This is a genomic window from Mycobacterium sp. SMC-16 (genome assembly GCF_046250085.1).
In the GTDB taxonomy this organism is placed as follows: Bacteria; Actinomycetota; Actinomycetes; order Mycobacteriales; family Mycobacteriaceae; genus Mycobacterium; species Mycobacterium phocaicum.
Map to the genome: position 1 here is coordinate 1,466,433 of NZ_CP176427.1, position 20,912 is coordinate 1,487,344.

Annotated in this window: 20 protein-coding genes, 1 pseudogene and 1 other annotated feature; of the genes and pseudogenes, 12 read left to right on the plus strand and 9 right to left on the minus strand. The window is 63.4% G+C overall.

Going from position 1 to position 20,912, the window contains the following annotated elements; translation table 11 throughout:
* Positions 1-41: 41 nt before the first annotated feature.
* Positions 42-824 carry a hypothetical protein gene (locus tag ACJEIK_RS07200; RefSeq protein ID WP_409431250.1) on the plus strand — a complete coding sequence of 261 codons (783 nt, stop codon included), beginning with the start codon at positions 42-44 and terminating at the stop codon, positions 822-824.
* 58 nt (positions 825-882) lie between these two features.
* Here ACJEIK_RS07200 and ACJEIK_RS07205 read toward each other — a convergent pair whose 3' ends face one another.
* Positions 883-1,473, minus strand: coding sequence for a TIGR03086 family metal-binding protein (locus ACJEIK_RS07205; protein ID WP_409431251.1), 591 nt, complete (start codon positions 1,471-1,473; stop codon positions 883-885).
* Positions 1,474-1,572: 99 nt separating this feature from the next.
* Between ACJEIK_RS07205 and ACJEIK_RS07210 the strand changes: the two genes are divergently transcribed.
* Positions 1,573-2,991: an SDR family oxidoreductase gene (locus ACJEIK_RS07210; protein WP_293019500.1), complete on the plus strand. Its 1,419-nt coding sequence runs from the start codon at positions 1,573-1,575 to the stop codon at positions 2,989-2,991.
* Between the two features lie 25 nt (positions 2,992-3,016).
* On the opposite strand, the gene ACJEIK_RS07215 is transcribed toward ACJEIK_RS07210, so the two are convergent.
* Positions 3,017-4,306, minus strand: a complete 1,290-nt coding sequence (locus ACJEIK_RS07215; RefSeq protein WP_293019498.1) for a DUF2786 domain-containing protein — start codon at positions 4,304-4,306, stop codon at positions 3,017-3,019.
* Positions 4,307-4,509: 203 nt separating this feature from the next.
* On the opposite strand from ACJEIK_RS07215, the gene ACJEIK_RS07220 reads away from it, so the two are divergent.
* Positions 4,510-4,902, plus strand: a complete 393-nt coding sequence (locus ACJEIK_RS07220) for a DUF4267 domain-containing protein (protein ID WP_409431252.1) — start codon at positions 4,510-4,512, stop codon at positions 4,900-4,902.
* 18 nt (positions 4,903-4,920) lie between these two features.
* Here the strand turns inward: ACJEIK_RS07220 and ACJEIK_RS07225 are convergent, their stop codons facing one another.
* Positions 4,921-5,820, minus strand: a complete 900-nt coding sequence (locus ACJEIK_RS07225; RefSeq protein ID WP_293019495.1) for a hypothetical protein — start codon at positions 5,818-5,820, stop codon at positions 4,921-4,923.
* An 8-nt stretch (positions 5,821-5,828) separates the two neighbouring features.
* Entirely contained in the window at positions 5,829-6,164 is a 336-nt protein-coding gene (locus tag ACJEIK_RS07230) for a hypothetical protein (RefSeq protein ID WP_293019494.1), read from the minus strand.
* Positions 6,165-6,613: 449 nt separating this feature from the next.
* Between ACJEIK_RS07230 and ACJEIK_RS07235 the strand changes: the two genes are divergently transcribed.
* Positions 6,614-7,854, plus strand: a protein-coding gene (locus ACJEIK_RS07235) for an IS3 family transposase (RefSeq protein WP_409431666.1) whose coding sequence is annotated in 2 segments (ribosomal slippage) — positions 6,614-6,899 and positions 6,899-7,854 — 1,242 coding nt in all. Because the reading frame shifts where the segments join, the coding sequence is not laid out codon by codon here.
* Positions 6,889-7,006, plus strand: a sequence feature (AL1L pseudoknot). (Overlaps the previous gene by 118 nt.)
* 238 nt (positions 7,855-8,092) lie before the next feature.
* A complete protein-coding gene (locus ACJEIK_RS07240) occupies positions 8,093-8,863 on the plus strand; it encodes an NgoMIV family type II restriction endonuclease (RefSeq protein WP_293017736.1) in 771 nt (256 codons plus the stop codon).
* A 4-nt stretch (positions 8,864-8,867) separates the two neighbouring features.
* Here ACJEIK_RS07240 and ACJEIK_RS07245 read toward each other — a convergent pair whose 3' ends face one another.
* Positions 8,868-9,953, minus strand: a complete 1,086-nt coding sequence (locus ACJEIK_RS07245) for a DNA cytosine methyltransferase (RefSeq protein WP_293017734.1) — start codon at positions 9,951-9,953, stop codon at positions 8,868-8,870.
* A 172-nt stretch (positions 9,954-10,125) separates the two neighbouring features.
* On the opposite strand from ACJEIK_RS07245, the gene ACJEIK_RS07250 reads away from it, so the two are divergent.
* A complete protein-coding gene (locus tag ACJEIK_RS07250) occupies positions 10,126-10,578 on the plus strand; it encodes a very short patch repair endonuclease (RefSeq protein ID WP_409431667.1) in 453 nt (150 codons plus the stop codon).
* Here the strand turns inward: ACJEIK_RS07250 and ACJEIK_RS07255 are convergent.
* Together ACJEIK_RS07255 and ACJEIK_RS07260 are read right to left on the minus strand one after the other, a co-directional pair.
* Positions 10,522-11,457 carry an IS3 family transposase gene (locus tag ACJEIK_RS07255; RefSeq protein WP_103850854.1) on the minus strand — a complete coding sequence of 312 codons (936 nt, stop codon included), beginning with the start codon at positions 11,455-11,457 and terminating at the stop codon, positions 10,522-10,524. The two genes, ACJEIK_RS07250 and ACJEIK_RS07255, sit on opposite strands and share 57 nt — an antisense overlap.
* Complete coding sequence (locus ACJEIK_RS07260; protein WP_103850853.1) at positions 11,454-11,744, minus strand: transposase; 291 nt, start codon at positions 11,742-11,744, stop codon at positions 11,454-11,456. Before ACJEIK_RS07260 ends, ACJEIK_RS07255 begins: the two co-directional genes overlap by 4 nt.
* Positions 11,745-12,190: 446 nt before the next feature.
* Here ACJEIK_RS07260 and istA (ACJEIK_RS07265) point away from each other — a divergent pair, with 446 nt between their 5' ends.
* Entirely contained in the window at positions 12,191-13,801 is a 1,611-nt protein-coding gene (gene istA, locus ACJEIK_RS07265; RefSeq protein WP_406775775.1) for an IS21 family transposase, read from the plus strand.
* Position 13,802: 1 nt separating this feature from the next.
* Positions 13,803-14,600: an ATP-binding protein gene (locus tag ACJEIK_RS07270; RefSeq protein WP_138247680.1), complete on the plus strand. Its 798-nt coding sequence runs from the start codon at positions 13,803-13,805 to the stop codon at positions 14,598-14,600.
* Between the two features lie 568 nt (positions 14,601-15,168).
* Here the strand turns inward: ACJEIK_RS07270 and istB are convergent.
* The gene (gene istB / locus ACJEIK_RS07275; RefSeq protein ID WP_074360265.1) at positions 15,169-15,924 is read right to left on the minus strand and encodes an IS21-like element helper ATPase IstB; all 756 of its coding nucleotides are present in this window, start codon (positions 15,922-15,924) and stop codon (positions 15,169-15,171) included.
* 54 nt (positions 15,925-15,978) lie between these two features.
* The gene (gene istA / locus ACJEIK_RS07280; RefSeq protein ID WP_109558051.1) at positions 15,979-17,523 is read right to left on the minus strand and encodes an IS21 family transposase; all 1,545 of its coding nucleotides are present in this window, start codon (positions 17,521-17,523) and stop codon (positions 15,979-15,981) included.
* Positions 17,524-17,741: 218 nt separating this feature from the next.
* Here istA (ACJEIK_RS07280) and ACJEIK_RS07285 point away from each other — a divergent pair, with 218 nt between their 5' ends.
* The 4 genes and pseudogenes from ACJEIK_RS07285 to ACJEIK_RS07300 form a co-directional block, all read left to right on the plus strand.
* Complete coding sequence (locus ACJEIK_RS07285) at positions 17,742-18,608, plus strand: DUF262 domain-containing protein (protein ID WP_409431253.1); 867 nt, start codon at positions 17,742-17,744, stop codon at positions 18,606-18,608.
* Positions 18,595-19,350, plus strand: coding sequence for an MAE_28990/MAE_18760 family HEPN-like nuclease (locus tag ACJEIK_RS07290; protein ID WP_293017728.1), 756 nt, complete (start codon positions 18,595-18,597; stop codon positions 19,348-19,350). The genes ACJEIK_RS07285 and ACJEIK_RS07290 overlap by 14 nt, the downstream gene beginning before the upstream one ends.
* Positions 19,347-20,426 (plus strand): DNA cytosine methyltransferase, encoded by a 1,080-nt coding sequence (locus ACJEIK_RS07295; RefSeq protein WP_293017726.1) that lies wholly within the window; start codon positions 19,347-19,349, stop codon positions 20,424-20,426. The genes ACJEIK_RS07290 and ACJEIK_RS07295 overlap by 4 nt, the downstream gene beginning before the upstream one ends.
* 267 nt (positions 20,427-20,693) lie before the next feature.
* Positions 20,694-20,908, plus strand: a pseudogene (locus tag ACJEIK_RS07300) (IS1634 family transposase); the annotation flags it as partial.
* Positions 20,909-20,912 lie beyond the last annotated feature (4 nt).

The following is a 20,912-nucleotide window of genomic DNA, read 5'->3' on the forward strand; positions in this document are numbered from 1 at the left end:
TTCGGCGGCGCAGAAATGGGTAAGTTCGTCGGGGAGGTCGTGTGTCCATACTGAACTTGCCCGAGCCTGCGAATTGGTCGAAGGCTGGTGCGCGCCTGGTCGTCGCGGGCATCGTTGTACTTGCGGGGTTGGTCTACTTTCTTGTCCGTGGAATCCTCGCCGGGTTGCGCGGCAATCTCTTGACGACGGTGCTGGTGCTCGGAATCGTCACGTTTCCCGTATTGATGATGGCGGCGCTAGCACTGGCGGCGACAGGCAAGACGCAGCTGCGAACGTCGGGAGACGCGACAGGCTTCACGGTGTTGCCCGACAAGCGGTTCAGCATGCTGTACTTCACCGGGATGGCGGTACTGGCCCCGTCGGCCATCCTTTTCGCAGTGTTCGTCCCACAAGGTGCGATCGACATTCCCATGTCGCGAGGGATGCAGGTCTTCTCACCCGTGCTGTTCGTAACAGCTGCGGTGATCGCGATCGGTGCGCTGATCCTCGGAGTGCGGCGTGAGGGAGTCGGCTATTTGAGATTCACGCCATCGGCGATCGAGATCGCCGATGTACTCAAAACCCGCGAAGTGGAATGGGATGACATTGTCGATGTCAGGGACCATTCGGACACGAAGAACGGCAACAGAACCGGTCGATCAGTGGTGCTGTGCTTCCGGGATGGCGGGGAAGCGGTGATCGGAGCGCTGAACATGTACGTGCCGACCGGCGTACCGCTCTACTGGATGGTGCGGCACTACTGGCGGCATCCAGAGGATCGGGCGGAATTGCGGGACTCGCGCGCTCTAGACCGGTTGCGTGCCGGACGATTCGATCTCGGGTAGAGATCGGCGGCAAGTAGTTCGCTCGAAGCCGAACGCCCCTGTCATCGACGGGGCGGCCTTACGCACTGGGGCTGACGGTCCTGCCGAGGAATGCCATCAGCTTGGTGGTGCGTGACGCACCCGCCGGCGCGGGCTGCTCCGGACCGAAGGCACCCGGGCGCCGGAGCATCTGTGCCGGCACCGACTGGACCAGCCCCTCGGACAGGGTGAGTAGGTCGTCGGGCAGCTCGATCGACTCGCCGAGCGACTGGCGCAGATCCCAGGTGTGCAGCGCCAGATCGGCAATCGGGAACATCAGCGCCCGGCGCAGCGGAACCTCGCCTTGCGGGGACTTGCGCGGGGCATCGAGATCTGCGGTGGGTAGCGCGTCACGAAGCCGAATTGCCAACGCGCTCAACTGATCGGCGGGGTTGCCGTACATCCAGTCCGACGGTTCGGACGGTCCGTCCCAGAGCTCGCCGTCTTCGGCGAGCACGATGATTCGGGTGGCACTGCCGGTCGCGTGGGCCACCAACTCGCGCACCGTCCAGTCCTGCAGGATCGACGGATCGTTCCAGCGCTCGGCGGGAACGTCACGGACGGCGGCGGTGAGCAGGTCGAGGGCCTCGACAGCCAACACGCCAAGCTCGGGAGTCGTGTCTTCGCTCATAAAGGCCACCGTACGAGCAGGCACCGACATCGATCCAAGAATCGAGCGAGCCGGTTCGCTAATTGGCCTGCCGCGGCCCCGTCCCCGTACCCTTCGACGGTGACCGCGATCGACCCTGACCAGCTCAGCACCTGCCTGAAGGTGCTGGCTGAGGTGAGCGCGCTGCCCCCCGAGCACCCCGACGCCATTGCTGTCCGCCAGGCCACCGCGAAGATGTTCAAGGAGCTGAAGAAGGAGCGCCGGGCCGCCGCACGCGACAAGATCGCGGCCGCTGATCGCGCCGTCATCGCCGCGACCGCCACCGGTGCGCCGGGACGCATCGACGACGAGACGCAGGGGCTGCCCCTGGTGTCCACCGCGGTCGGGGCCACGGCGGGCACGCTGCTGCGCTCACAGCACTGCTACATCTGCAAGAACCACTTCACGGTGGTCGACGCCTTCTACCACCAGCTGTGTCCCGACTGCGCTGCGTTCAACCGGGCCAAGCGCGACGCCCGCACCGACCTGACCGGTCGCACCGCGCTGCTCACGGGTGGGCGCGCCAAGATCGGCATGTACATCGCGCTGCGGCTGTTGCGCGACGGCGCGCACACCACGATCACCACCCGGTTCCCCAACGACGCGGTGCGCCGTTTCGCCGCGATGGAGGACAGCGCCGACTGGTTGCACCGGCTGCGCGTTGTCGGGATCGACCTGCGGGATCCGGCCCAGGTGGTCGCGTTGGCTGACGAGGTGGCGGCACAGGGGCCGCTGGACATTCTGATCAACAATGCGGCGCAGACGGTGCGCCGCCCACCGGGCTCGTATGCCGCGCTGGTGGAGGCCGAGCGCACCCCGCCGCCGGAGTTGGTGGACGTCATCACCTTCGACCATGTCAGCGACGCGCACCCGCATGCCCTGGCCGGCAGTCTCGGTGAGCACCCGACGGCGCACGCCCTGACTTCGCTTGCGCTGCAAGCTCGTAGCGCGTCGCCGGAGCGGATTGCCGCCGGCCTCGCGATCGACGCGGGTGGGCTGCTGCCGGATACCGCGTCGATCAACAGCTGGACCCAGCGGGTGCACGAGGTTGACGCGATGGAGCTCCTCGAGGTGCAGCTGTGCAACCAGACGGCGCCGTTCATTCTGGTGAGCCGGTTGCGTCCGGCGATGGCCGCCTCGTCCGCGCGGCGCAAGTACGTGGTGAACGTGTCGGCGATGGAAGGCCAGTTCAGCCGCGGCTACAAGGGGCCCGGGCATCCGCACACCAACATGGCCAAGGCCGCGCTGAACATGCTGACCCGCACGAGCGCGGGGGAGATGCTGGAGCAGGACGGCATTCTCATGACCGCCGTCGATACCGGCTGGATCACCGACGAACGCCCGCATCCGACCAAGCTGCGGCTGGCCGAGGAAGGCTTCCACGCGCCGCTGGATCTGGTGGATGGTGCCGCGCGCGTGTATGACCCGATTGTGCGCGGGGAATTGGGCGAGGACCTCTACGGGTGCTTCTTGAAGGATTACGCGAAGAGTCCTTGGTAGCGCGACCCGTCGGGCCGAGCACCGCTCACCCCGCGATTGGGCGGCGCACATCCAGCTGGGCAAGGTCGGCGGCGATTCGCCCGGCTGACCATCCGGCACCGTCGGACGCCGCCATCACGCGGGGGATCGTCGATGGGAAGAGCTTGTCGGTGAGGTCATCGGTTGCCTGGCTGCGTGCTGCCAAGACGGGAAGGAGCCTGTCGAAGTCTAGTTCGGTGGCCGCCGTCGTGGAGGTGGCGGTGAGGCGTTCACCGATGCGTGCGGCGTACGCGAGGAGAAATGACTGGCGAAACGAGCGGGTCCGGGCTTGCGTGCCGGTGGTCGTGCGGCCCACCGCCAGCATCGCGCGGTTGGCCTGGACCAAGAGCGAAGTAGAAAGCAGCTCAACGAATTCCAGATCGCAGTCGGCACCGATGACGGCGACGAATCCGACCTTCTCCGCGCACACGATGCGACACCGGTTGGCGGTCGCCACGGCCTGCACCAATGCTGACTTGGCGATGACGTAGGGATTGTCGATCCAGATTCGACGAGCGGTGGCCTCGGCTGCGCGGCCGCGTTCGTGGTCTCGGATCGCGTGGTGCAGTGAGTATCTGCTCATCAGTTCTTGCGCCTTGGCTGACAGGGTTTCGGCTTCTTCAGGAAAGTTGGTGGCCTCAGCCTTGGCCAGCAGCGCGCGCACCCGGCTGAGCGCTTTGGCGTCGGCCGTATTCGGCTCGACCGCCGAATGCTGGTTCTCGCCGGGCAACGGCTGCAATGGCTGGAGTTTCGGGAGAGTTCCCAAGAACCCAAGCACGTTGAGTACGACGGTCAACGCCGCGTGGTGGTCGACGGCATTGCGGTTCGCCCAGTCCCGTAGCTGCCAAGCGCCGGGCACGACTGTCGCGGGCAACGCGGCGAGTTCGGCGCGCCACCGCGGGTGCAGGGTGGAGACGGGATACTGCCGGGACTCGCGCACGACGGCCTCGGCCACATACCCGGCCGCTGACGTGTCGAGGCGGCGGCGGGCGAACTCGTGCAGATCGTTGGGTGACCAACCCACCCGCCACGCGACGGCGATCGCGTCGGTCAGCGCCGCTTCGGCGGCAATGTCGAGATCATTTGCTCGACTGGGGAATTCGTTCAGTAGCTCGGCGGCGTGGAAGTCCGCGTCGTGGACGGGGCAGTGCGCGTAGTTGTGCAGCGCAGCGGTGAGGTGGTCGAGGATGGCGGCCCGGTCGTACCCGGGATCGGTGCCTCCGCGTTCTCGCCGGGGCGATGTGCGGCGGCGGTCGTGGTGCTTGGCGGTGCGCTTCTGGCGGTTACGGCGGCTCATGCCGGGAGTCTGGCGCAACGGTCCGACAAGTAGCCGCGACCACCGCGCACACCGCCGCAGTGTGGTTCGGGCCGCGTCGCCGGCGCGGCGCACCTACGCGGTGAAACGCTGGAGCTGGTAGATCGTGCTGAGCGCGGGTACGGACGGACACGGCCGGAGCAACGTGCCCGCACGCGGCGGCGTGACGCCCTACGCTGCGAACCATGTCGATCGACCGTGTTGGGCTCGTCGTCGGTGGTATTCGTCTGGCGTCGGGGGTGTCGTTCCTAGTCGCCCCGGCTCGGGCGAATCGGCTCTGGGGTGACCCCGAGAAGCCGACGGGATCCACGTGGTTGCTGCTGCACTCGATGGGCTACCGCGATGCGCTGATCGGCGGGCTGCTCGCCGCGGCGGCGCTGCGTGGTCGGGACACCCGCGGTTGGTTCCTGGCCTCGGGCGGTGCCGATGCGGCGGATCTGTTGGGCGGCATGGGTGTTCATCATGAGATGAGGCCGTCGCAGAAGTACATCGGTCTCGGCGGCGCTGTCGTCGGGATCGGTGTCGGGTTGTGGGGTGCGACGCGGCGCAGGTCTCGTGGAGCCGCCGCCACTGCCTGATCGGGGGTTGGGCGCGCGTTATGCCGCCATCCGTGCCGCGGTCGCTGCGGCGATCTGGTTGAGGTGGTTGGTGGCGACCTGCACCGAGCTCTGGTGGGGGAGTGCGTCGACGTACTCGTAGGTGATGTGCGGCAGGGTCGGTGGGTTGGTCGCGTAGAAGGCGACGGCCCGGTCGATGGCCTCGACGAGGGCGGGGCCGCCCACGATCGGGTCGGTGACGAACGCCAGCACCTGCTGCGCCAGGCTGCCCTGGCCGGTGAGGCCGGCGATCAGCGCGAGGGCCGCGTTGATGCTGATCCCGAGTTGGACGGCGGCCTTGTAGACGGCGCTGATGTCGGCGCCGGCCTGGTTGGTGGGCGTGGTGGTGTAGAGATCGCCGGGATTGGCGAAGTCCCACCAGGTGTCAATGCCGTTGCTGTCCTTGGGGATTTGCGCGGCCGTCAGGTTGGTCGTGGCGATGCCGCGGCCGCCCGGGTCGGTGCCGCCGGGGAAGGTGTGGCCGCGCATCCGCCACGGGTTGCCGAAGGTGTAGCCGCCGATCAGGTTGGGCTTGGCCCATTGCAGGCTGCCGGTCATGACCTCGGCGAGGACCCGGGAGGCGGCCTCGGCGCCCTGGCTGTAGCCGCCGAGGGCGAAGGTCTGCTTCGGGTAGTTGTTGATCCAGCCGATGGCGTTGGTGACCGCGATCCGCACCGATTCGGCGTAGCTGGGGGAGAGCGGCGCGCCGGGCGGGATGGGGCCGAACGTCCATGGGGCCTGGATGGGGACTTCGAAGACGAGGTCGGGGTCGGCGGCGTGGACGACGTCGGAGGGGTAGCCGGTGCCCGGGGCGGCCCAGGTGCCGGCAAAGGTCAGGACGGCGTGGCGGACGTGGTAGACCCCGGAGATGTTGGCGGCGATATCACTGAAAGTGGTCATCGCTCAGCTCATTTCGCGGTGGTGGGGAGTCCGTTTGCTTTACGCCACTGGATGGCGAACTCCATGAGTTCGATGAGGACGTCGCCGCTGTCGCGGGTGATGCCGTCGCTGAAGGTGTGCACCCAGGCGATCTGCTCGGCGGTGGTCACCTGCTGTTCGAAGGCGTCGAAGGTGCCCTGGTAGGTCTGGCCGTTGTGGACGGAGTTCCACGGCCCGCGGTTGGGGTCGTCGACGATGTCGCCGATGTTGCGCGGGTGACGGGCCAGGACGGCGCGCCAGGGTTCGGGCATGCCGTTGGCGGTGACGCCGGAGATGTCGGTCTGGAGTGATTGTGCATCAGCCATGGTGGGGCCTCCTGATCGTTGTTGCGCCTCGTTGGCGAGAGGGTTTGCGATGCGCGTGGCTGACTGGCGCCGGGAATTGAACCCGGGACCTGTTGTGTCGCCTCGCGTGTCGCCATCGTCCGCCCTTATTTGACTAGGTCGTCCAATTCCCACAGTAGGCGCGGATTGATAGGCCGTCGAACTTGATGCTCCTATCTTTGTTAAAAGTCAAGCGGCGTCGGTGAGCTGGGTGTTTAGCCATTGGCGGTAGTTGGTGGCGAGGGTGTCGTCGCGTTTGAGGCCGCGTTCGAGGCGGGAGATGTCGTTGGGCCAGAGGCCGAAGTGGTTGGCGACGGCGGTGAGAGTGATGTTGTGGGCTTGACGAGTGGGGCGTAGGTCGCGGTAGTCGTCGATCGGGCATGGTGAACTACCCCAGGTTTTGTTCCGATCTTTATAGGAGGATCAGGAACATGCCCCGTCAGTATTCGCCGGAGTTTCGACAGCGTGCGTTGCGGTTGTTGGACACCATGATGGAAACCTCGGAAGTTTCCGAGTTCGAAGCCATCAAGTCAGTGGCCAGCAAACTCGGTGTCGCGGAGGAATCGGTACGTCGGTGGCGACGCATAGCCCAAGTGGATGCCGGCGAACGCGTTGGCACGACCAGCGCCGAGCATGCCGAAATCCGCAAACTCAAGCGTGAAGTCGCCGAATTGCGCAGAGCCAACGAGATTTTGAAGTCTGCGTCCGCGTTTTTCGCAGCGGAGCTCGACCGCCCCGTGACGAAATGATCGCCTTCATCGATGCGCATCGCGATCAATTCGGGGTCGAGCTCATTTGCCGTATCCTGCGGGCAGCAATCCCCGGTTTCCTCACCTCCCGCGGGTACCGGGCCGCGCGGGTCCGCCCGCCTTCAGATCGCGCGATCCGAGACGAACAGCTGATTGCCGACCTGCGCACCGTGCACCGAAAGAACTTCTCGGTCTACGGCGTACTCAAGATGCAACATGCGATGAAACGACGCGGTTGGCACCTGGGCCGAGAACAGACCCGGCGGTTGATGCACAAGGCCGGCCTGCGTGGCGTGCATCGGGGCAAGCCGGTGTTCACCACGGTCACCGACCCGGCTGACCAGCGGCCCGCCGATCTGGTCAACCGCCGGTTCACCGCGACGGCGCCGAACCGGTTGTGGGTCGCCGACATCACCTATGTGCGCACCTGGCACGGGTTCTGCTACACCGCGTTCGTCACTGATGTGTGCACCCGCAAGATCGTCGGCTGGGCGGTGGCGGCCACGATGCGTACCGAGGATCTGCCCTTGCAGGCATTCAATCATGCTGTATGGCAGTCTGATTCAGATCTTTCTGAGTTGGTCCATCATTCCGACCGCGGATCGCAGTACCTGTCGCTGACATATACCGACCGGCTCGCCGAGCTCGGGATCGCACCGTCGGTGAGGTCTCGCGGCGATAGCTATGACAACGCCCTCGCCGAAGCGGTCAACGCCGCCTACAAGACCGAGTTGATCACCCGCGGCAAACCCTGGCGCAGCGTCGACGACGTCGAACTAGCGACCGCCGAATGGGTGGCCTGGTACAACCAGGAACGCCTGCACGAAGCCCTCGGCTACGTCCCACCAGCCGAGTACGAGGCTGCCCTCACCGGCACCTCACACCCCGCGAGCCAGCCAACCCCGGCCCTGGCAACCCAGTAGGAACAAAACCCGGGGTAGTTCACACGACACCCCATCAGCGCTATCGGTGACCTACCAACCGGCCGGGGCACGATCTAGCCCTAGGAATCGACCAGCATTCCAGGCTTGCATAGTGCTCACCGGCCAGCGGCTCGGTAACCAGCTTCACCCGACCGGACCATTACCGATCGAAGGCTCGCTGATCAGGTCCCATTAGGCCGTAGACTCGGCAGGTGCCCGGATCAGAATACGTTCGACCGTGAACGCGCCTTTCGCATGCGCACTTCTCGGCTGGAAGAAGAAGGTGCGGAGCCAGGGGTTTGTGCCGAATACCGCTGACAGCGACAACGCGGCATCGGTAGCGCTGGCGGCGGCGATCCTCGACCAACTCGGTGTAGCTAGAGAGGTTTCGTCGGGGGTCAAGAATCCGCAAAGCGGGCGTCCGCTTGAAGTCTCGGTCGCCGGAACGCTAAAAATCGATTTGCCGCAGCTTGATCCTTCACGAAACTGGATTGTTGACGAGCTAACCCACCCGATCACTGATTTCTTACAGTACGAACATCTGAAGAAAGTTGATCAGCTAGTCAAGGAGAATCCTGAGCTACGGACGACTCTGGGTACGGACTACATTATCAAACCTGATGTGGTGGTTGGACTTCCGGCTCGTCACGCCGATGAGCCGCCGTTTCTGCACGCCGCCATCTCGTGTAAATGGACAATTCGCAGCGACAGGGTCCAGAACATTCGGCACGAGAACAACCAGATGATTCGGCATCGTCGAGAGCGTCTCCCTCACCTTGTGACCGTTACAGCCGAACCGTTGCCGAGTCGGCTGGCAGCGATCGCGCGCGGAACTGGCGAGGTCGATGCCGTTTATCACATCGCGTTCGATGCTCTCGACGACGCCGTGTTGAAATTGGCACTCCACAAGCAGATCTCGGCCGACCAAGTCGATGCTTGGAACGAGGTGACCAGCCAGGGCCGGGTCCGTCCGTACAGTGATCTTGCTGAGACGCTCGCGCTCTGGTGATCTTCTATAAGTGATCCTTGATGTGCTTCGCGATAGACCGTGCTAGCCCAGCTGGCACCGCGTTCCCAATCTGCTTGGCAATTTGGATCTTTGATCCGCACCACAGGTAGTTCTCCGGGAAATCTTGAAGTAGTGCGGCCTCGTAATGAGTTATCGGTCGGTTGACGCGGTGACGACCGCTCTCGTCCCACTGTGGGTGAAGGTACGCACCTTTTTCCGGCTTGAAGAACTCGGTCCTGATCGTGTGAGACGGCATATCCCACCTCATTCGACCCATCACATCGGTTGTGCCCGTTGGCTTTTCCCGCCAGCAGCGGGGAAGGAGATGCTCAGGTACGTCGAAACGGCCGCCGCCCGGGGGTACGTGGTCGTAGCGCTGCCGTGACAGCTCGGTCGGGTTTCTTCCCAGATGAATATCCAGGCCCTTGAATGCTCCTGGAACGACCTCACCGAAGAACTCCACGGTTGATTCTGGCAGTGCTGTCGAAACAGGTTTCTCCGGGGCTTTGCCGATGCGGCGTTTTGTCGTCACCCAGCGCCTTATCCCAGGGGACGACGGGTGACGAGCGTGAGTAGCCTTCGGCAGCTCGATCGGCCCGATCCGGGAGCCTATAACGATTGTCCGGATGCGGCGCTGTCCGACTCCAAAGTCGGCTGCGTTCAGGTGGTCGAACGTGAGGTGGTACCGGGAGAGCGCTCCATTATCAGCTTCACTGAGCAATAGCTCGAACTCTGGCGTGCGCATGAACCGATCGACATTCTCGATGACGAACACTTTCGGATTCGCTGATTTGACGACTCTCAGATATTCCCGCCACAGCTGATTGCGCGGGTCATTAACATCTTTGGACCCCAGATTTGAGAATCCCTGACACGGTGGGCCGCCGATGACGACATCTGCGTTCGGGATCTCCGAGGACTTAACGGTGGCTATATCCCGCCAGAGCGTGTGGTCCTCGCCAAAGTTCGCTGCGTAGGTGGCAGCGGCATAGAGATCCCACTCGACGGCGAGGGTAGGTGTAAACCCTGCCGCCGTGAAACCGCTGGTCATGCCGCCGCACCCGGCGAACAGGTCGATGATGGTGGGCACGACAGAATCGTACGACCGCCCACCGACAACGTGTGGGACCGGCACGCATGTCACCCGAGACCTGGGTGAATGCCGCAACGTGGGACTGCAGATGTCCCACTGAGGGAACCGTGTCTTTAACCTGGATGGGGTGGTCGAGTCGTGGGCCTCATCCTCTGGGGTGCGGGCGAGCATGCAGTCGAACAAGGGCAGGGACACAAAGCCGGAACTTGCCCTGCGGTCTGCTGTCCACGCCTTGGGGCTCAGGTACCGTGTCTCGGCGCGTCCGCTGAAGCAAGTCAGACGTACGGCCGACCTGGTATTTACCAAAGCCAAGGTAGCCGTGTTCTTGGATGGATGCTTCTGGCACGGCTGCCCCGAACACCACACCGTGGCAGTTACGAACTCCGCGTTCTGGGCGGCGAAGGTCGAGGGGAACAGGACCCGCGACCGGGACACCGATCGCCAGCTGGAGGACGCTGGATGGGTCAGCGTTCGGGTATGGGAACATGAGGACGCAGAAGAGGCTGCTCGCCGTGTGCGCGACGTGGTGTGTGCTTGTGGTTCCCCCGAGATCGTGGAGGGTTCCTTATGCCGCTTCCGGCGTGATGTTGGATTCCCTGATCTCGTAGTTGACCGGCGATAACCCATCGGCGGCGCTGTGCCGACGCTGGTGATTGTAGAAGGTGTAACACCAATCGATCACCACAGCCTGCGCATGAACGGTATCACGGAACATATTGCGGGACAACACTTCCCATTCCAATGAAGAGAAGAACGCTTCCGCGGCGGCGTTATCGAAACACGACCCCACACGGCCCATCGACTGCCGAATACCCAAGGTCCGGCACAACGTGGTGAACACCTTCGCGGTATAAGTGCTGCCGCGATCGGTGTGAAATATGACCCGTTCGGACTCCTCATCGCGCCAGATCGCTTGGCGGCCACCGCGGGCAGCTACGGCCATGTTGATTGCCGCGCACGCCAACTCGGCATCCGGGTGCAGTCCCATCGCCGCCCCCAACAACCGCCGACTGTAGAGGTCGATCACCGTCGCCAGATACAGCTTCTGCCCGCACTCGGTGGGAATCTCGGTCATATCGCCCACCCATTTACAGTTCGGCGCGGCCGCAGTGAAGTCCCGTTTGACCAGGTCAGGGAACTTCGGTGCCGTCTGGTCCTGGCGGGTCAGGCCACCCCGGCGACGGATCTTGCGGGCCACCAACCCCTGACGGCGCATCGAATCGGCCACCGTGTTCTCCGACACCTGCCAGCCCAGATCCCGCAGGTCAGCGACCAGCCGCGGCGACCCATGCAACCCCTTTGCTCTGACAAATGCGGTGCTGACTGCCTCATCGAGTGCCACGCGGCGCCGGTCGGTGTCGGTGTGCACCCCATCATGGTTGCCGGCCCGGCCAAGCCACTTATAGAACCACGACACACCAACACCCAACAGCGCGCACGTGATCGTATGGGGCACACGGTATTTGGTCCTCTGGTCGGCGATGAAGCGTGCCACGCTCACTTCGTCGCCTCCTTCACCCACAGGACCACTGATCGCTTGAGGACATCACGCTCCATCCGCAACTCAGCCACCTCGGCACGCAGGCGCTTGAGCTCGGCAACATCGTCCTTGGACAGCTCACCGCGACCTTCCCGCGCTTCCCGCGCCCGGGTCACCCAGTTGCCCAGGGTGCCCTCGTTCACCCCCAGATCCCGAGCCACCGCCGCGATCGACTTACCCGTCTCCTCGACGATCCGAACAGCCCCCTCACGGAACTCCCGGTCGTACTTCTTCCGCTTCTCTGACATCGCTACTCCTTATAGCTGATGCCTCCACGGTCTCGGGGGAAGGTCAGCTCGACGTTTGAACCGCCCGTAGCTGCGCCATCCGCGGACGTAGCCGTCGATGCGCCCGGAAACCCCGATCGGCGCGTGGCCTGGCCCGAGAGCGGAATCTGTCCGGGCAGCAGGTCCGGGGGAACTAGAGCGCAGCAGTGACATGCCGCGAGCTGGCCGCCGACTCTCAGGAGGCTTAGGGCGGTCGGGTCGCTACATGGTTGTTCAGTGCAGCCCTGCGAACCGCGTGCCGGAATTGTCGTCTGCCATGAGGATGGGACCAGTGTGACCTGATTTTTGCCAGGGTGATGGGACCACCTGGATTGCCAGTTATGGGACCACCGGCGCGTCGCGTCGGTGGTCTTTTCATTTGTTCGTTCGATCGCCGTGACGGCTCAAGGTCACGGAGGTCGGCGGGCATGGCTTTTCGGGAGGTCAGTGTGAATGAGATCAGGGAAGTGCTGCGGGTGTGGCTGGGGGTGGTGGGACTGCCGGCGCCGGGGTACCGCAGCATTGCCGCGCATTGCGGCCTGGACCGCAAGACGGTGCGCCGCTACGTCGAGGCCGCCCAGGCGGCGGGTTTGCGTCGCGACGACGACGTCAGCGCGGTCGATGATGCGTTGATCGGGATGGTTGCCGAGGCGGTGCGTCCGGTGCGCCCCGATGGCCACGGGGCGGCGTGGGAGCAGCTGGTGGGCTTCGAAGATCAGATCACCGCCTGGGTGGCCGGCACCGGTGAGCATCGGCCGTTGACGGTCACGAAGATCCACACCCTGTTGGCCCGGCAGGGGTGTGTGGTGCCGTATCGGACGTTGCACCGATTCGCCAGCCAGCGTTGCGGTTTCGGCCGCAAAGACCTCACGGTGCGGGTCGCTGATGGCGATCCCGGAGTGGAGTGCCAGGTCGACTTCGGCTACCTGGGGATGCTCACCGACGCTGCTGACGGGCGCCGCCGCAAGGTGCACGCGCTGATCTTCACCGCGGTGTACTCCCGGCACATGTTCGTGTGGTTGTCGTACTCGCAGACCCTGGCCGCGGTGATCGCCGGCTGCGAGGCGGCCTGGGAGTTCTTCGGCGGGGTGTTCGCCGTGCTGATCCCCGACAACCTCAAACCGGTGATCGCCGCCGCGGACGCGGTCAACCCGCAGTTCAGCCAGGGCTGGCTGGACTACGCCGGGCATAGCGGGTTTCTGACCGACCCCGCCAGGGTGGCCTCGCCGAAAGACAAGCCACGGGTGGAACGCGCCGTGCAGTACGTGCGGCGAAACTTCTGGGACGGAGAAACATTCACCAGTCTGCAGCAGGCGCAGGACGCCGCCACAGCGTGGTGTCGTGACACTGCGGGCACCCGCACCCACGGCACCACCTGCGCACGCCCGCTGGAGGTGTTCACCGACGAAGAGCAGCCCCGGCTGTTGGCGGTGCCGCAGGTCTATGACGTGCCGGTGTTCAAGACGGTCAAGGTCCACCGCGACTTCCACGCCGAGGTCGCCAAGGCCCTGTATTCGCTGCCCGAATGCTGGATCGGTCAGTACCTGGACGTGCGCGCCGACACCGAGCTGGTGAAGTTCTATCGCCGCGGCGTGCTGGTCAAGGTCCATCCCCGCCAACCGGCCGGTGGGCGCAGCACCGACCCCGCTGATCTGCCCGAACACAAGACCGGCTACGCGCTGCGCGATGTGACGACATTGATCGCCACCTGCGCCGCGCACGGCCCCAACGTCGGGATCTACGCCGAACGCATCCTCGATGACCGGCTGCCCTGGACGAAGATGCGTACCGTCTACCGGCTGCTGGGTCTGGTGCGCCGCTACGGCGCCGACCGGGTCGAACAGGCCTGTTCATTGTCGCTGGATCTCGATGTCGTCTCGGTGAACAAGATCGCCTCCATGCTCGAGCGTGCCACCGAGACCAGCTCCCCGGCCCTGCCGAAAGCGGTCGGTCACACCGCGACCCGCTTCGCCCGTGATCCTTCCGAATTCAACTCCACCCCAACATCATTGACCATCGTTTCCGAGGAGAACCGCTGACATGACTACCACCGCCCGTGGAGCTACCGACCCGATCGGCGCTGATCTGCTCCGACTGCTCAAAGCCCTCAAGCTCGGTGCACTGGCTGACACCCTGCCCGAACGCGCCGCCTTGGCCCGACAACACAAACTCAGCCACATCGGCTTCCTGGAAACACTGCTGGCTGACGAGGTCTCCCGACGCGAATCCCGCTCCGCGGCACTACGAGCGGCCAAAGCCGGACTCGATCCGAGCATGCGGTTTGATACCTGGACCGCCCACGGCGACCTGCGCTATGACCGCACCCTGCTCGGTGATCTCACCTCGCTACGGTTCCTCGATGCCGGCCAGTCCGCGATCGTCCTCGGGCCCGTCGGCGTTGGCAAGACGCATCTGGCAACAGCATTGGGAAACATGGCTATTCGACGCAGACACACCGTCGTGTTCGGCCGCGCCGACAAACTGTTCACCCGGCTGCGCGCCGCCCGCCTCGACCACACCGTCGACGCCGAGATCCGCCGCCTGGCCGCCGTCGACGTTCTGATCATCGACGACTTCGCGCTACGCCCCCTCGACGCCACCGAAACCAGCGACTTCTACGAAATCGTCGTCGAGCGCCACCGCGCCAAGACCACGATCATGACGTCGAACCGCGAGCCCGCCGAATGGCTGACCATGACCGCCGACACCCTGCTCGCCCAATCAGCCATCGACCGACTGACCTCCGCCGCGCACACCCTGGTCATCGAAGGACCGTCCTACCGCCAACGGACCCGCCCTCAGCTTGACCCAGACCCCGCCGACGAGCATCCTCAATAACGCGCCACGGTGGTCCCATCCCCCTGGCAATCAGGTGGTCCCATCACCCTGGCAAGCGACACGAATCGATGACTTTGCGGCGACCGCACGGTATCTGTCGGAGATTTTTGGAGCTGAAGTTGCAACAATTCACGGCTGCGCAAGCGATGTCGGTCGGTCCTGACACACTAGGGGCCGAGCTTTTCGAGGTCTTCAGCTTGTCGTCGGGGTGGCGACGCTCGCGCCCCAGTAACCTACGTTGCAGACCTACCTGTCGGAGGTGACGAACGCACGAGAAGGAGGTGCGCCGGTGGCGCGTACATGCGAACGGCCGAGTGGCGAGCAGATCGAGCTTGCTGAAGCACAGATCATTGAGCAGTCCAAGCGAATCGACTTCTTTCTCACGGAGTACTCAGTAGAGATTCTGGCGCAGAAGGTCCGAGACGGCGAGTACGTCGTTCCCGCCTATCAGCGAGAATTCACCTGGGAGGATCGATGTCGTCGGTCACGTAATTCCCCAGGGGTTGCTGTCACGTAATTCCCCAGGTGTGGGCCTCGTGTTGGTCTTACCGGTCGGGGCGGGCGTTGTCTAGGTGGTGGTGCGGCCGGGTCGTTTCCGGGGTCGGTAGCTGGGTCCGTCCATGAGGACTTGGTGGCTGGTGTTGATCAGTCGGTCGAGTAGGGATTCGGCCACGACGGGGTTGGGGAACAGCGGGTACCAGTCTTTGGGGGCGCGGTTGCTGGTCAGGATGAGGGGTTTGCCAGCGATGGCCCGGTCGGAGACCAGATCGTAGAGATCGTCGGATTGGGTGGTGGTGTGCTCACGCATCGCGAAGTCATCGACGATCAGTACCAGGGGCCGGGTGTACTCGCGCATGCGCTGGCCGATGGTGCGGTCGGCGTGTCCGCCGGCAAGGTCGGCGAGCATGCGGGCGCATTTGACGAAGCGGATGTCCCCGCCGCGGCGGGCTACGTGATGTCCGAGTGCTTGTGCCACATGGGTTTTGCCGACGCCGACGGGGCCGTAGAGGATGACTGATTCGCCGGCGTCGAGCCAGCGCAGGGCGGCCAGGTCGCGCAGCATCGCGGCGGGCAGTTTCGGGTTGGCGGTGAAGTCGAAGTCTTCGAAGGTGGCCTGTTCTTCGAACTTGGCGCGGCGCAATCGCCGTGTGAGAGCGGCGGATTCGCGGCGGGCGATCTCGTCTTGACAGAGGGCTTGCAGGAATTCGAGGTGGCCGAGGCCGCCGTCGCGGGTTTGGGCGAGCCGGGCATCGAGGGTGTCGAGCATGCCGGACAGTTTCAGGGTGCGCAGCGCGGTGCGTAGCGCCGGATCACAGATAGACATGGTGGGCTTCCTTTGAAGGTTGATTATGTTGCAGCAGTGTGGAATTGGTGACGATCAGGCGATGATGCCGGTATCGGTGCCGAACTGGTCGGGGCCACGCAGAAACGCCCCCGCCGCGCCGGTGCTGGCGGGCGGTTCGTCGCCGGCGTGTTCGGTGCCGGCGGCCAGGATGCCTTTGATGGTGCGGTAGGACGGGTCACCGACGGCGATGGCGCGGGCGCACGCGGCCTCCAACCGGTCGCAGCCGTGTTTGTCGCGCAGCCCGAGCACTCCTTGCGCGGCGCGCAGATGGTGGATGGCGTTGTCGGCCATGAACGCGGCGATCACCGCGACGCAGGCCGGGCCGACCAGTTCGGCGGTGCGCCGGCACCAGGTCGGGGTTTTCATCGCGAACGCGACCTTCTCCGGCGGGTAATGGGCGAAGTCGGTCGAGCGCCCCGATGGGCGGCGCACGTGGATGGCCACCACCGCATCGGCGTGAAAGACCTGTACCACGTCGCCGGCGGTGCGGGCATGCAGGCGTTGCCCGATCAGCCGCCACGGCACCGAGTACAACGCCTTGCCGACCTTGAGGTGCGCGTCGGTGCCGACGGTGCCGATCGACCAGGTGGACAGTTCAAATACTCTGGGCGGCAACCCGATCAACGCGCTGGCTTCGATCGCTTCAAACACCCGCAACGGCGGCGCGCCCTCCAGTGCCCGACACGACCTCGCCCCGGCCACCTCGATGCTCCAGCGCTGGGCGTCGGTTTGCATCGCGGGCAGCCCGTCGAACTGGCGGCCGCGCCAGAACGAATCCCGGATGTATTGCATGGGCCGTTCGACGCGGGGTTTGTCTTTGGGTTTGAACGCCCGCGCCGGGTCGATCAGGGTGCCGTAGTGGGTGGCCAGCTCGGCATAGGCGCGGTTGATCTTCGGGTCATACAGGTCGGGTTTGTCCACCCCGGTCTTGAGGTTGTCACACACCAACCGGGCCGGGACCCCGCCGAAGAACTCGAACGCCGCGACATGGCAAGCGCACCAGGTGGTTTGGTCCATCCGGATCACCGGGCGCACGAACAGGTGCCGCGAACACGCCAACACCATCACGAACGCCCACACCGCCACCCGGCGGCCCACCGCGGGATCGAACCACATGCCCAGGCGACCGTAGTCGATCTGCGCTTCACTGCCCGGCTCGACCGGCCCGCGCGGCACGGTCACCTTCGCTCGTGCCACCTCTTCCGCGAAATGTGTTGCGATCCAACGCCGAACCGAGGACTCCGACACCGCTACCGCATGCTCGTCCCGCAACCGCTGAGCGATCGTGGCGATCGTGACATCGGCATCGAGCCAGGTCTTGATCTGGTCCCGGTGCGGTTCGATCAGCGGCCAGGTCAGCGCCCGCGCCGCAGGATCGGACAGTTCCGGGAACCACCCGCCGATCAGCTCCGACCACTGTGGCGCGGTCAGCGGCTCCGTACCCGGGCCGATACCCGCCGCGACCGCCGGAGCCAAATATTTGCGGACGGTCTTGCGGTCAATGCCCAGCGACTCCGATAACTGGACCTGCGAACGGCCCGCGTGCCAGTGGGTGAACAACTCGACCAAATCGAGCATCACGATACTTCTCCTCGCCATCAGCGCCCTTCCATCCACCATCAGATGGATGCAGAGCGAACCGGTAAACGAGGCCCACACCAGGCAGACACACCGCCCAGGGTGGGGAATTACGTGACAGCCAGGGTGGGGAATTACGTGACGGACAACCCCTCAAACCTGGGGAAATACGTGACCGCTGACATCGACGCAAGTCCCGGTTCATTGAGTCCCTAATCATGGGTCTTCCTATTCCGTTCATCTTCTTCTGGGAGATGCCAGATGGGAAGTTGGAGATCGTGGATGGGTCTCAGCGCCTGCGAACGATCGAAGAGTTCATTTACGGTCGCTTTCAACTTGGTGAGCTTGATCCGTTAACGCATCTGTCGGGGTTCCGGTTCAACGACTTGCCTGAATCGAGGCAGCGCAAGATCAAGAATCGGTCTGTTCGCGGAATCGTCTTGAATGAACATGCTGACGAAGCCGCACGATTGGACATGTTCGAGCGCATCAATACAGGCAGCAAGAATGCCAACAACGCCGAGATTCGTCGGGGAGCACTAGCTGGTCCGTTCCTCGACGTGGTTGTGGAACTCGCTGATCTCCCGCTTTTGGCGCGCCTCGCGCCCATGCCCGCAAAGGCGAAAAAGGAGCGCGGGTACGAGGAGCTCATCACACGGTTCTTTGCCTACGGGGATGGGCTTGAGAGCTATCGTGATCGTCCATCCGACTTTCTTTTCGTCTATTCGAAGAAGATGAACGAGGCTTTCGCCACCGATCCTGCACTAGCAGACACATATCGCGCCCGATTCAATACGGTTCTTGAGTTCGTCTCGCGGAACTTCCCAATCGGCTTCAGGAAGACTGCAAAGGGCACGGCGACTCCAAGGGCACGGTTTGAGGCGATTGCAGTCGGTACCGAACGCGCTCTGACCGAACGCCCAGAACTCGCGGATGCTTCAGCGGAACAAGTCGGTGTGGCCTTGTGGATCGATGGACCCGAATTCCAGAAAATAACCAGTTCCGACGGTGCGAACGCGATCGCTCGTCTAAATGGAAGAATTAATTTTGTTAAGGACAAACTGGTGAAGTATGGCGACCATTGATCTAGTCCCCTTCTTTGAAGAGAGGTTCGCTGAAATCGAGGCATATTCATCATTCCTGCAGAATGTCGAGGAGGCCGCACGCGCGGGTACCCCGCGACTTCGCGGGACTGACGCTCCGATCACGACCGAACAGTCAAAGATTCTGAACTCAAGCTTCTATCTCCAGCTCTACAACTTGGTAGAGGCCACAGTTCTAAGGTGCCTCGAAGCGGTCGTCGCCGCAATCGAAGAAGCAGAGCGCCGGCCCAGCGACCTGAGCGTCGGGCTGAGGACTGAATGGGTGCGATCGATCGCGCGAACTCACAGCGACCTTGCGCCTGATAAGCGCTTGCAAGCAGCACTCGACCTGTGCGAGCAGCTTTTGCAGCAGATGCCGATCAAAGACTTCAGAATCGAGCCTGGAGGTGGCGGAAATTGGGATGATTCCTCGATCGAAAAGCTCTGCGAACGTGTCGGATGCGGACTGACCATTTCTCCGGATGTCTTTCAGGCGGCCAAACGTCACGTCAGGGATGACATGGGTGCGCTGAAGCTCGTCAGGAATCGTCGCAATGGGCTCGCGCACGGTTCGCTGTCTTTTGTGGATTGCAGCGACGGCGTCACTGTGGCCGAGCTCAAAGGGCTTGCCGCCGCCGTCGGCGACTACCTCAGAGAAGCAGTCGATTGTTTTGTGCATTTCATCAAATTTGAAATTGTGGAGAGGGAAGATCAGACGGAGAAGGGAAGGGTAATCGCTTCATGAGCAAGGAAGAGCATACCCCCACCATTCGCGCCATTGATCTATTCTGTGGAGTCGGTGGGCTCACTCACGGACTCGCTCGGGCCGGCATCGAAGTGGTGGCTGGGATCGATATCGACCCGGTATGTAAATACCCTTATGAAGCCAACAACAAGGCGAAGTTCATTGAGGGGGATGTGAACGATCTCGCGGTGCCAGACGTCACCCAAATGATCGGCGGTGCCGACGTCAGCATGATCGCAGGATGTGCGCCGTGTCAGCCGTTCTCTACCTACAGTCGATCTGGCCGAAGTAAAAAGCGGGGCGACGACTGGCAGCTGGTTAAGGCATTCGGGAAGCTGGTCGGAGGCGTGCGGCCAGACCTCGTGACGATGGAGAATGTCCCGCAGCTGCTCGACCATCCAGTCTTTGAGCAGTTTTTGGAGTACCTGGAAGGCTATTCGATTGAATGGTCTGTTGTTCAGGCCGTCGACATTGGCATCCCTCAGACACGGAAGCGGCTTGTACTGATAGCCTCGAAGCTCGGCGCAGATGGGCTTGTTCTTCCGCAAGGCAAGCGAAATACGAGAACGGTGCGTCAGGCAATCGGCCGTCTCCGCCCCATTAAGGCCGGGGAATCAGACCCCAAAGATCGCTTGCATGCCGCATCGCGGCTCAGCGAGACAAATCTTGAGCGGATTCGTCACTCAAAACCTGGAGGGACGTGGCGCGATTGGCCCGACGGACTTCAGGCCGCATGCCACCAGAAGAGCAGCGGTGCGACTTACCCCAGCGTGTATGGCCGCATGTCCTGGGATGAGGCAAGTCCGACGATCACGACACAGTGTTTTGGGTATGGAAACGGACGGTTCGGCCACCCCGAGCAAGATCGAGCCATCTCGCTTCGTGAGGCAGCGATTTTGCAGACATTTCCGCCAAAATACAAGTTTGTGCGTCCTGATGAACCTGTTCGTTTCAGCGTACTTGGGCGGCTCATCGGCAACGCCGTTCCCGTGCGTCTCGGAGAGGTCGTGGGCAAGACGGCGGTAGCGCACGCCTCTCGGTTGATCCGTTCGGGCGGTTCTGATGAGGTCCAGTGACGGGTTCACTCGTCGTGTTCTGAAGACTGACGCGGTTTCAACGAACGGATGCCTGCAATGCCTTACGCGCGATCGGGAGCCAGCTTCCACACAAAGGCAAACTGGCTCTTCAGAATTGAGGGTGTAGTCGGGGCTTGAATCCACCGACTTCCAGCAGTGATCGGGCGATGTAGTGAGTGAGGTTGCGGATTCCTGTCAATGGCCAAGTTGAACTATCCGCTGGTGGCCAGGTGAAAGTATCCACCCCGTGTGGTGATTGTTAGGTCAGCGCACCTGACCATCGTGTTGACCGCCCTCGCAGTCCCGCACGGCATCCAGGAACGTACCGGCCTGAGCATCGCCAAGGTGATGAAACAACTCCGGCCGCTGCCGTCAGCGACCATCGCCATCAACGGCGCCGTCGAGACCTTCCCCCCCCCCAAGTCCCAGCTGACCAGCAAGAAATCCTGGATAGTCTCGGCCACCCAAAACCGGGGCACTAAGCCA

Bases quoted from the DNA above. Each gene is read 5' to 3' on its own strand.
- ACJEIK_RS07205 (WP_409431251.1), bottom strand. From the start codon at position 1,473: ATGAGCGAAGACACGACTCCCGAGCTTGGCGTGTTGGCTGTCGAGGCC.
- ACJEIK_RS07215 (WP_293019498.1), bottom strand. From the start codon at position 4,306: ATGAGCCGCCGTAACCGCCAGAAGCGCACCGCCAAGCACCACGACCGC.
- ACJEIK_RS07220 (WP_409431252.1), top strand. From the start codon at position 4,510: ATGTCGATCGACCGTGTTGGGCTCGTCGTCGGTGGTATTCGTCTGGCG.
- ACJEIK_RS07225 (WP_293019495.1), bottom strand. From the start codon at position 5,820: ATGACCACTTTCAGTGATATCGCCGCCAACATCTCCGGGGTCTACCAC.
- ACJEIK_RS07230 (WP_293019494.1), bottom strand. From the start codon at position 6,164: ATGGCTGATGCACAATCACTCCAGACCGACATCTCCGGCGTCACCGCC.
- ACJEIK_RS07250 (WP_409431667.1), top strand. From the start codon at position 10,126: ATGCAGTCGAACAAGGGCAGGGACACAAAGCCGGAACTTGCCCTGCGG.
- ACJEIK_RS07260 (WP_103850853.1), bottom strand. From the start codon at position 11,744: ATGTCAGAGAAGCGGAAGAAGTACGACCGGGAGTTCCGTGAGGGGGCT.
- istA (WP_406775775.1), top strand. From the start codon at position 12,191: ATGGCTTTTCGGGAGGTCAGTGTGAATGAGATCAGGGAAGTGCTGCGG.
- ACJEIK_RS07270 (WP_138247680.1), top strand. From the start codon at position 13,803: ATGACTACCACCGCCCGTGGAGCTACCGACCCGATCGGCGCTGATCTG.
- istB (WP_074360265.1), bottom strand. From the start codon at position 15,924: ATGTCTATCTGTGATCCGGCGCTACGCACCGCGCTGCGCACCCTGAAA.
- istA (WP_109558051.1), bottom strand. From the start codon at position 17,523: ATGCTCGATTTGGTCGAGTTGTTCACCCACTGGCACGCGGGCCGTTCG.
- ACJEIK_RS07285 (WP_409431253.1), top strand. From the start codon at position 17,742: ATGGGTCTTCCTATTCCGTTCATCTTCTTCTGGGAGATGCCAGATGGG.
- ACJEIK_RS07290 (WP_293017728.1), top strand. From the start codon at position 18,595: ATGGCGACCATTGATCTAGTCCCCTTCTTTGAAGAGAGGTTCGCTGAA.
- ACJEIK_RS07295 (WP_293017726.1), top strand. From the start codon at position 19,347: ATGAGCAAGGAAGAGCATACCCCCACCATTCGCGCCATTGATCTATTC.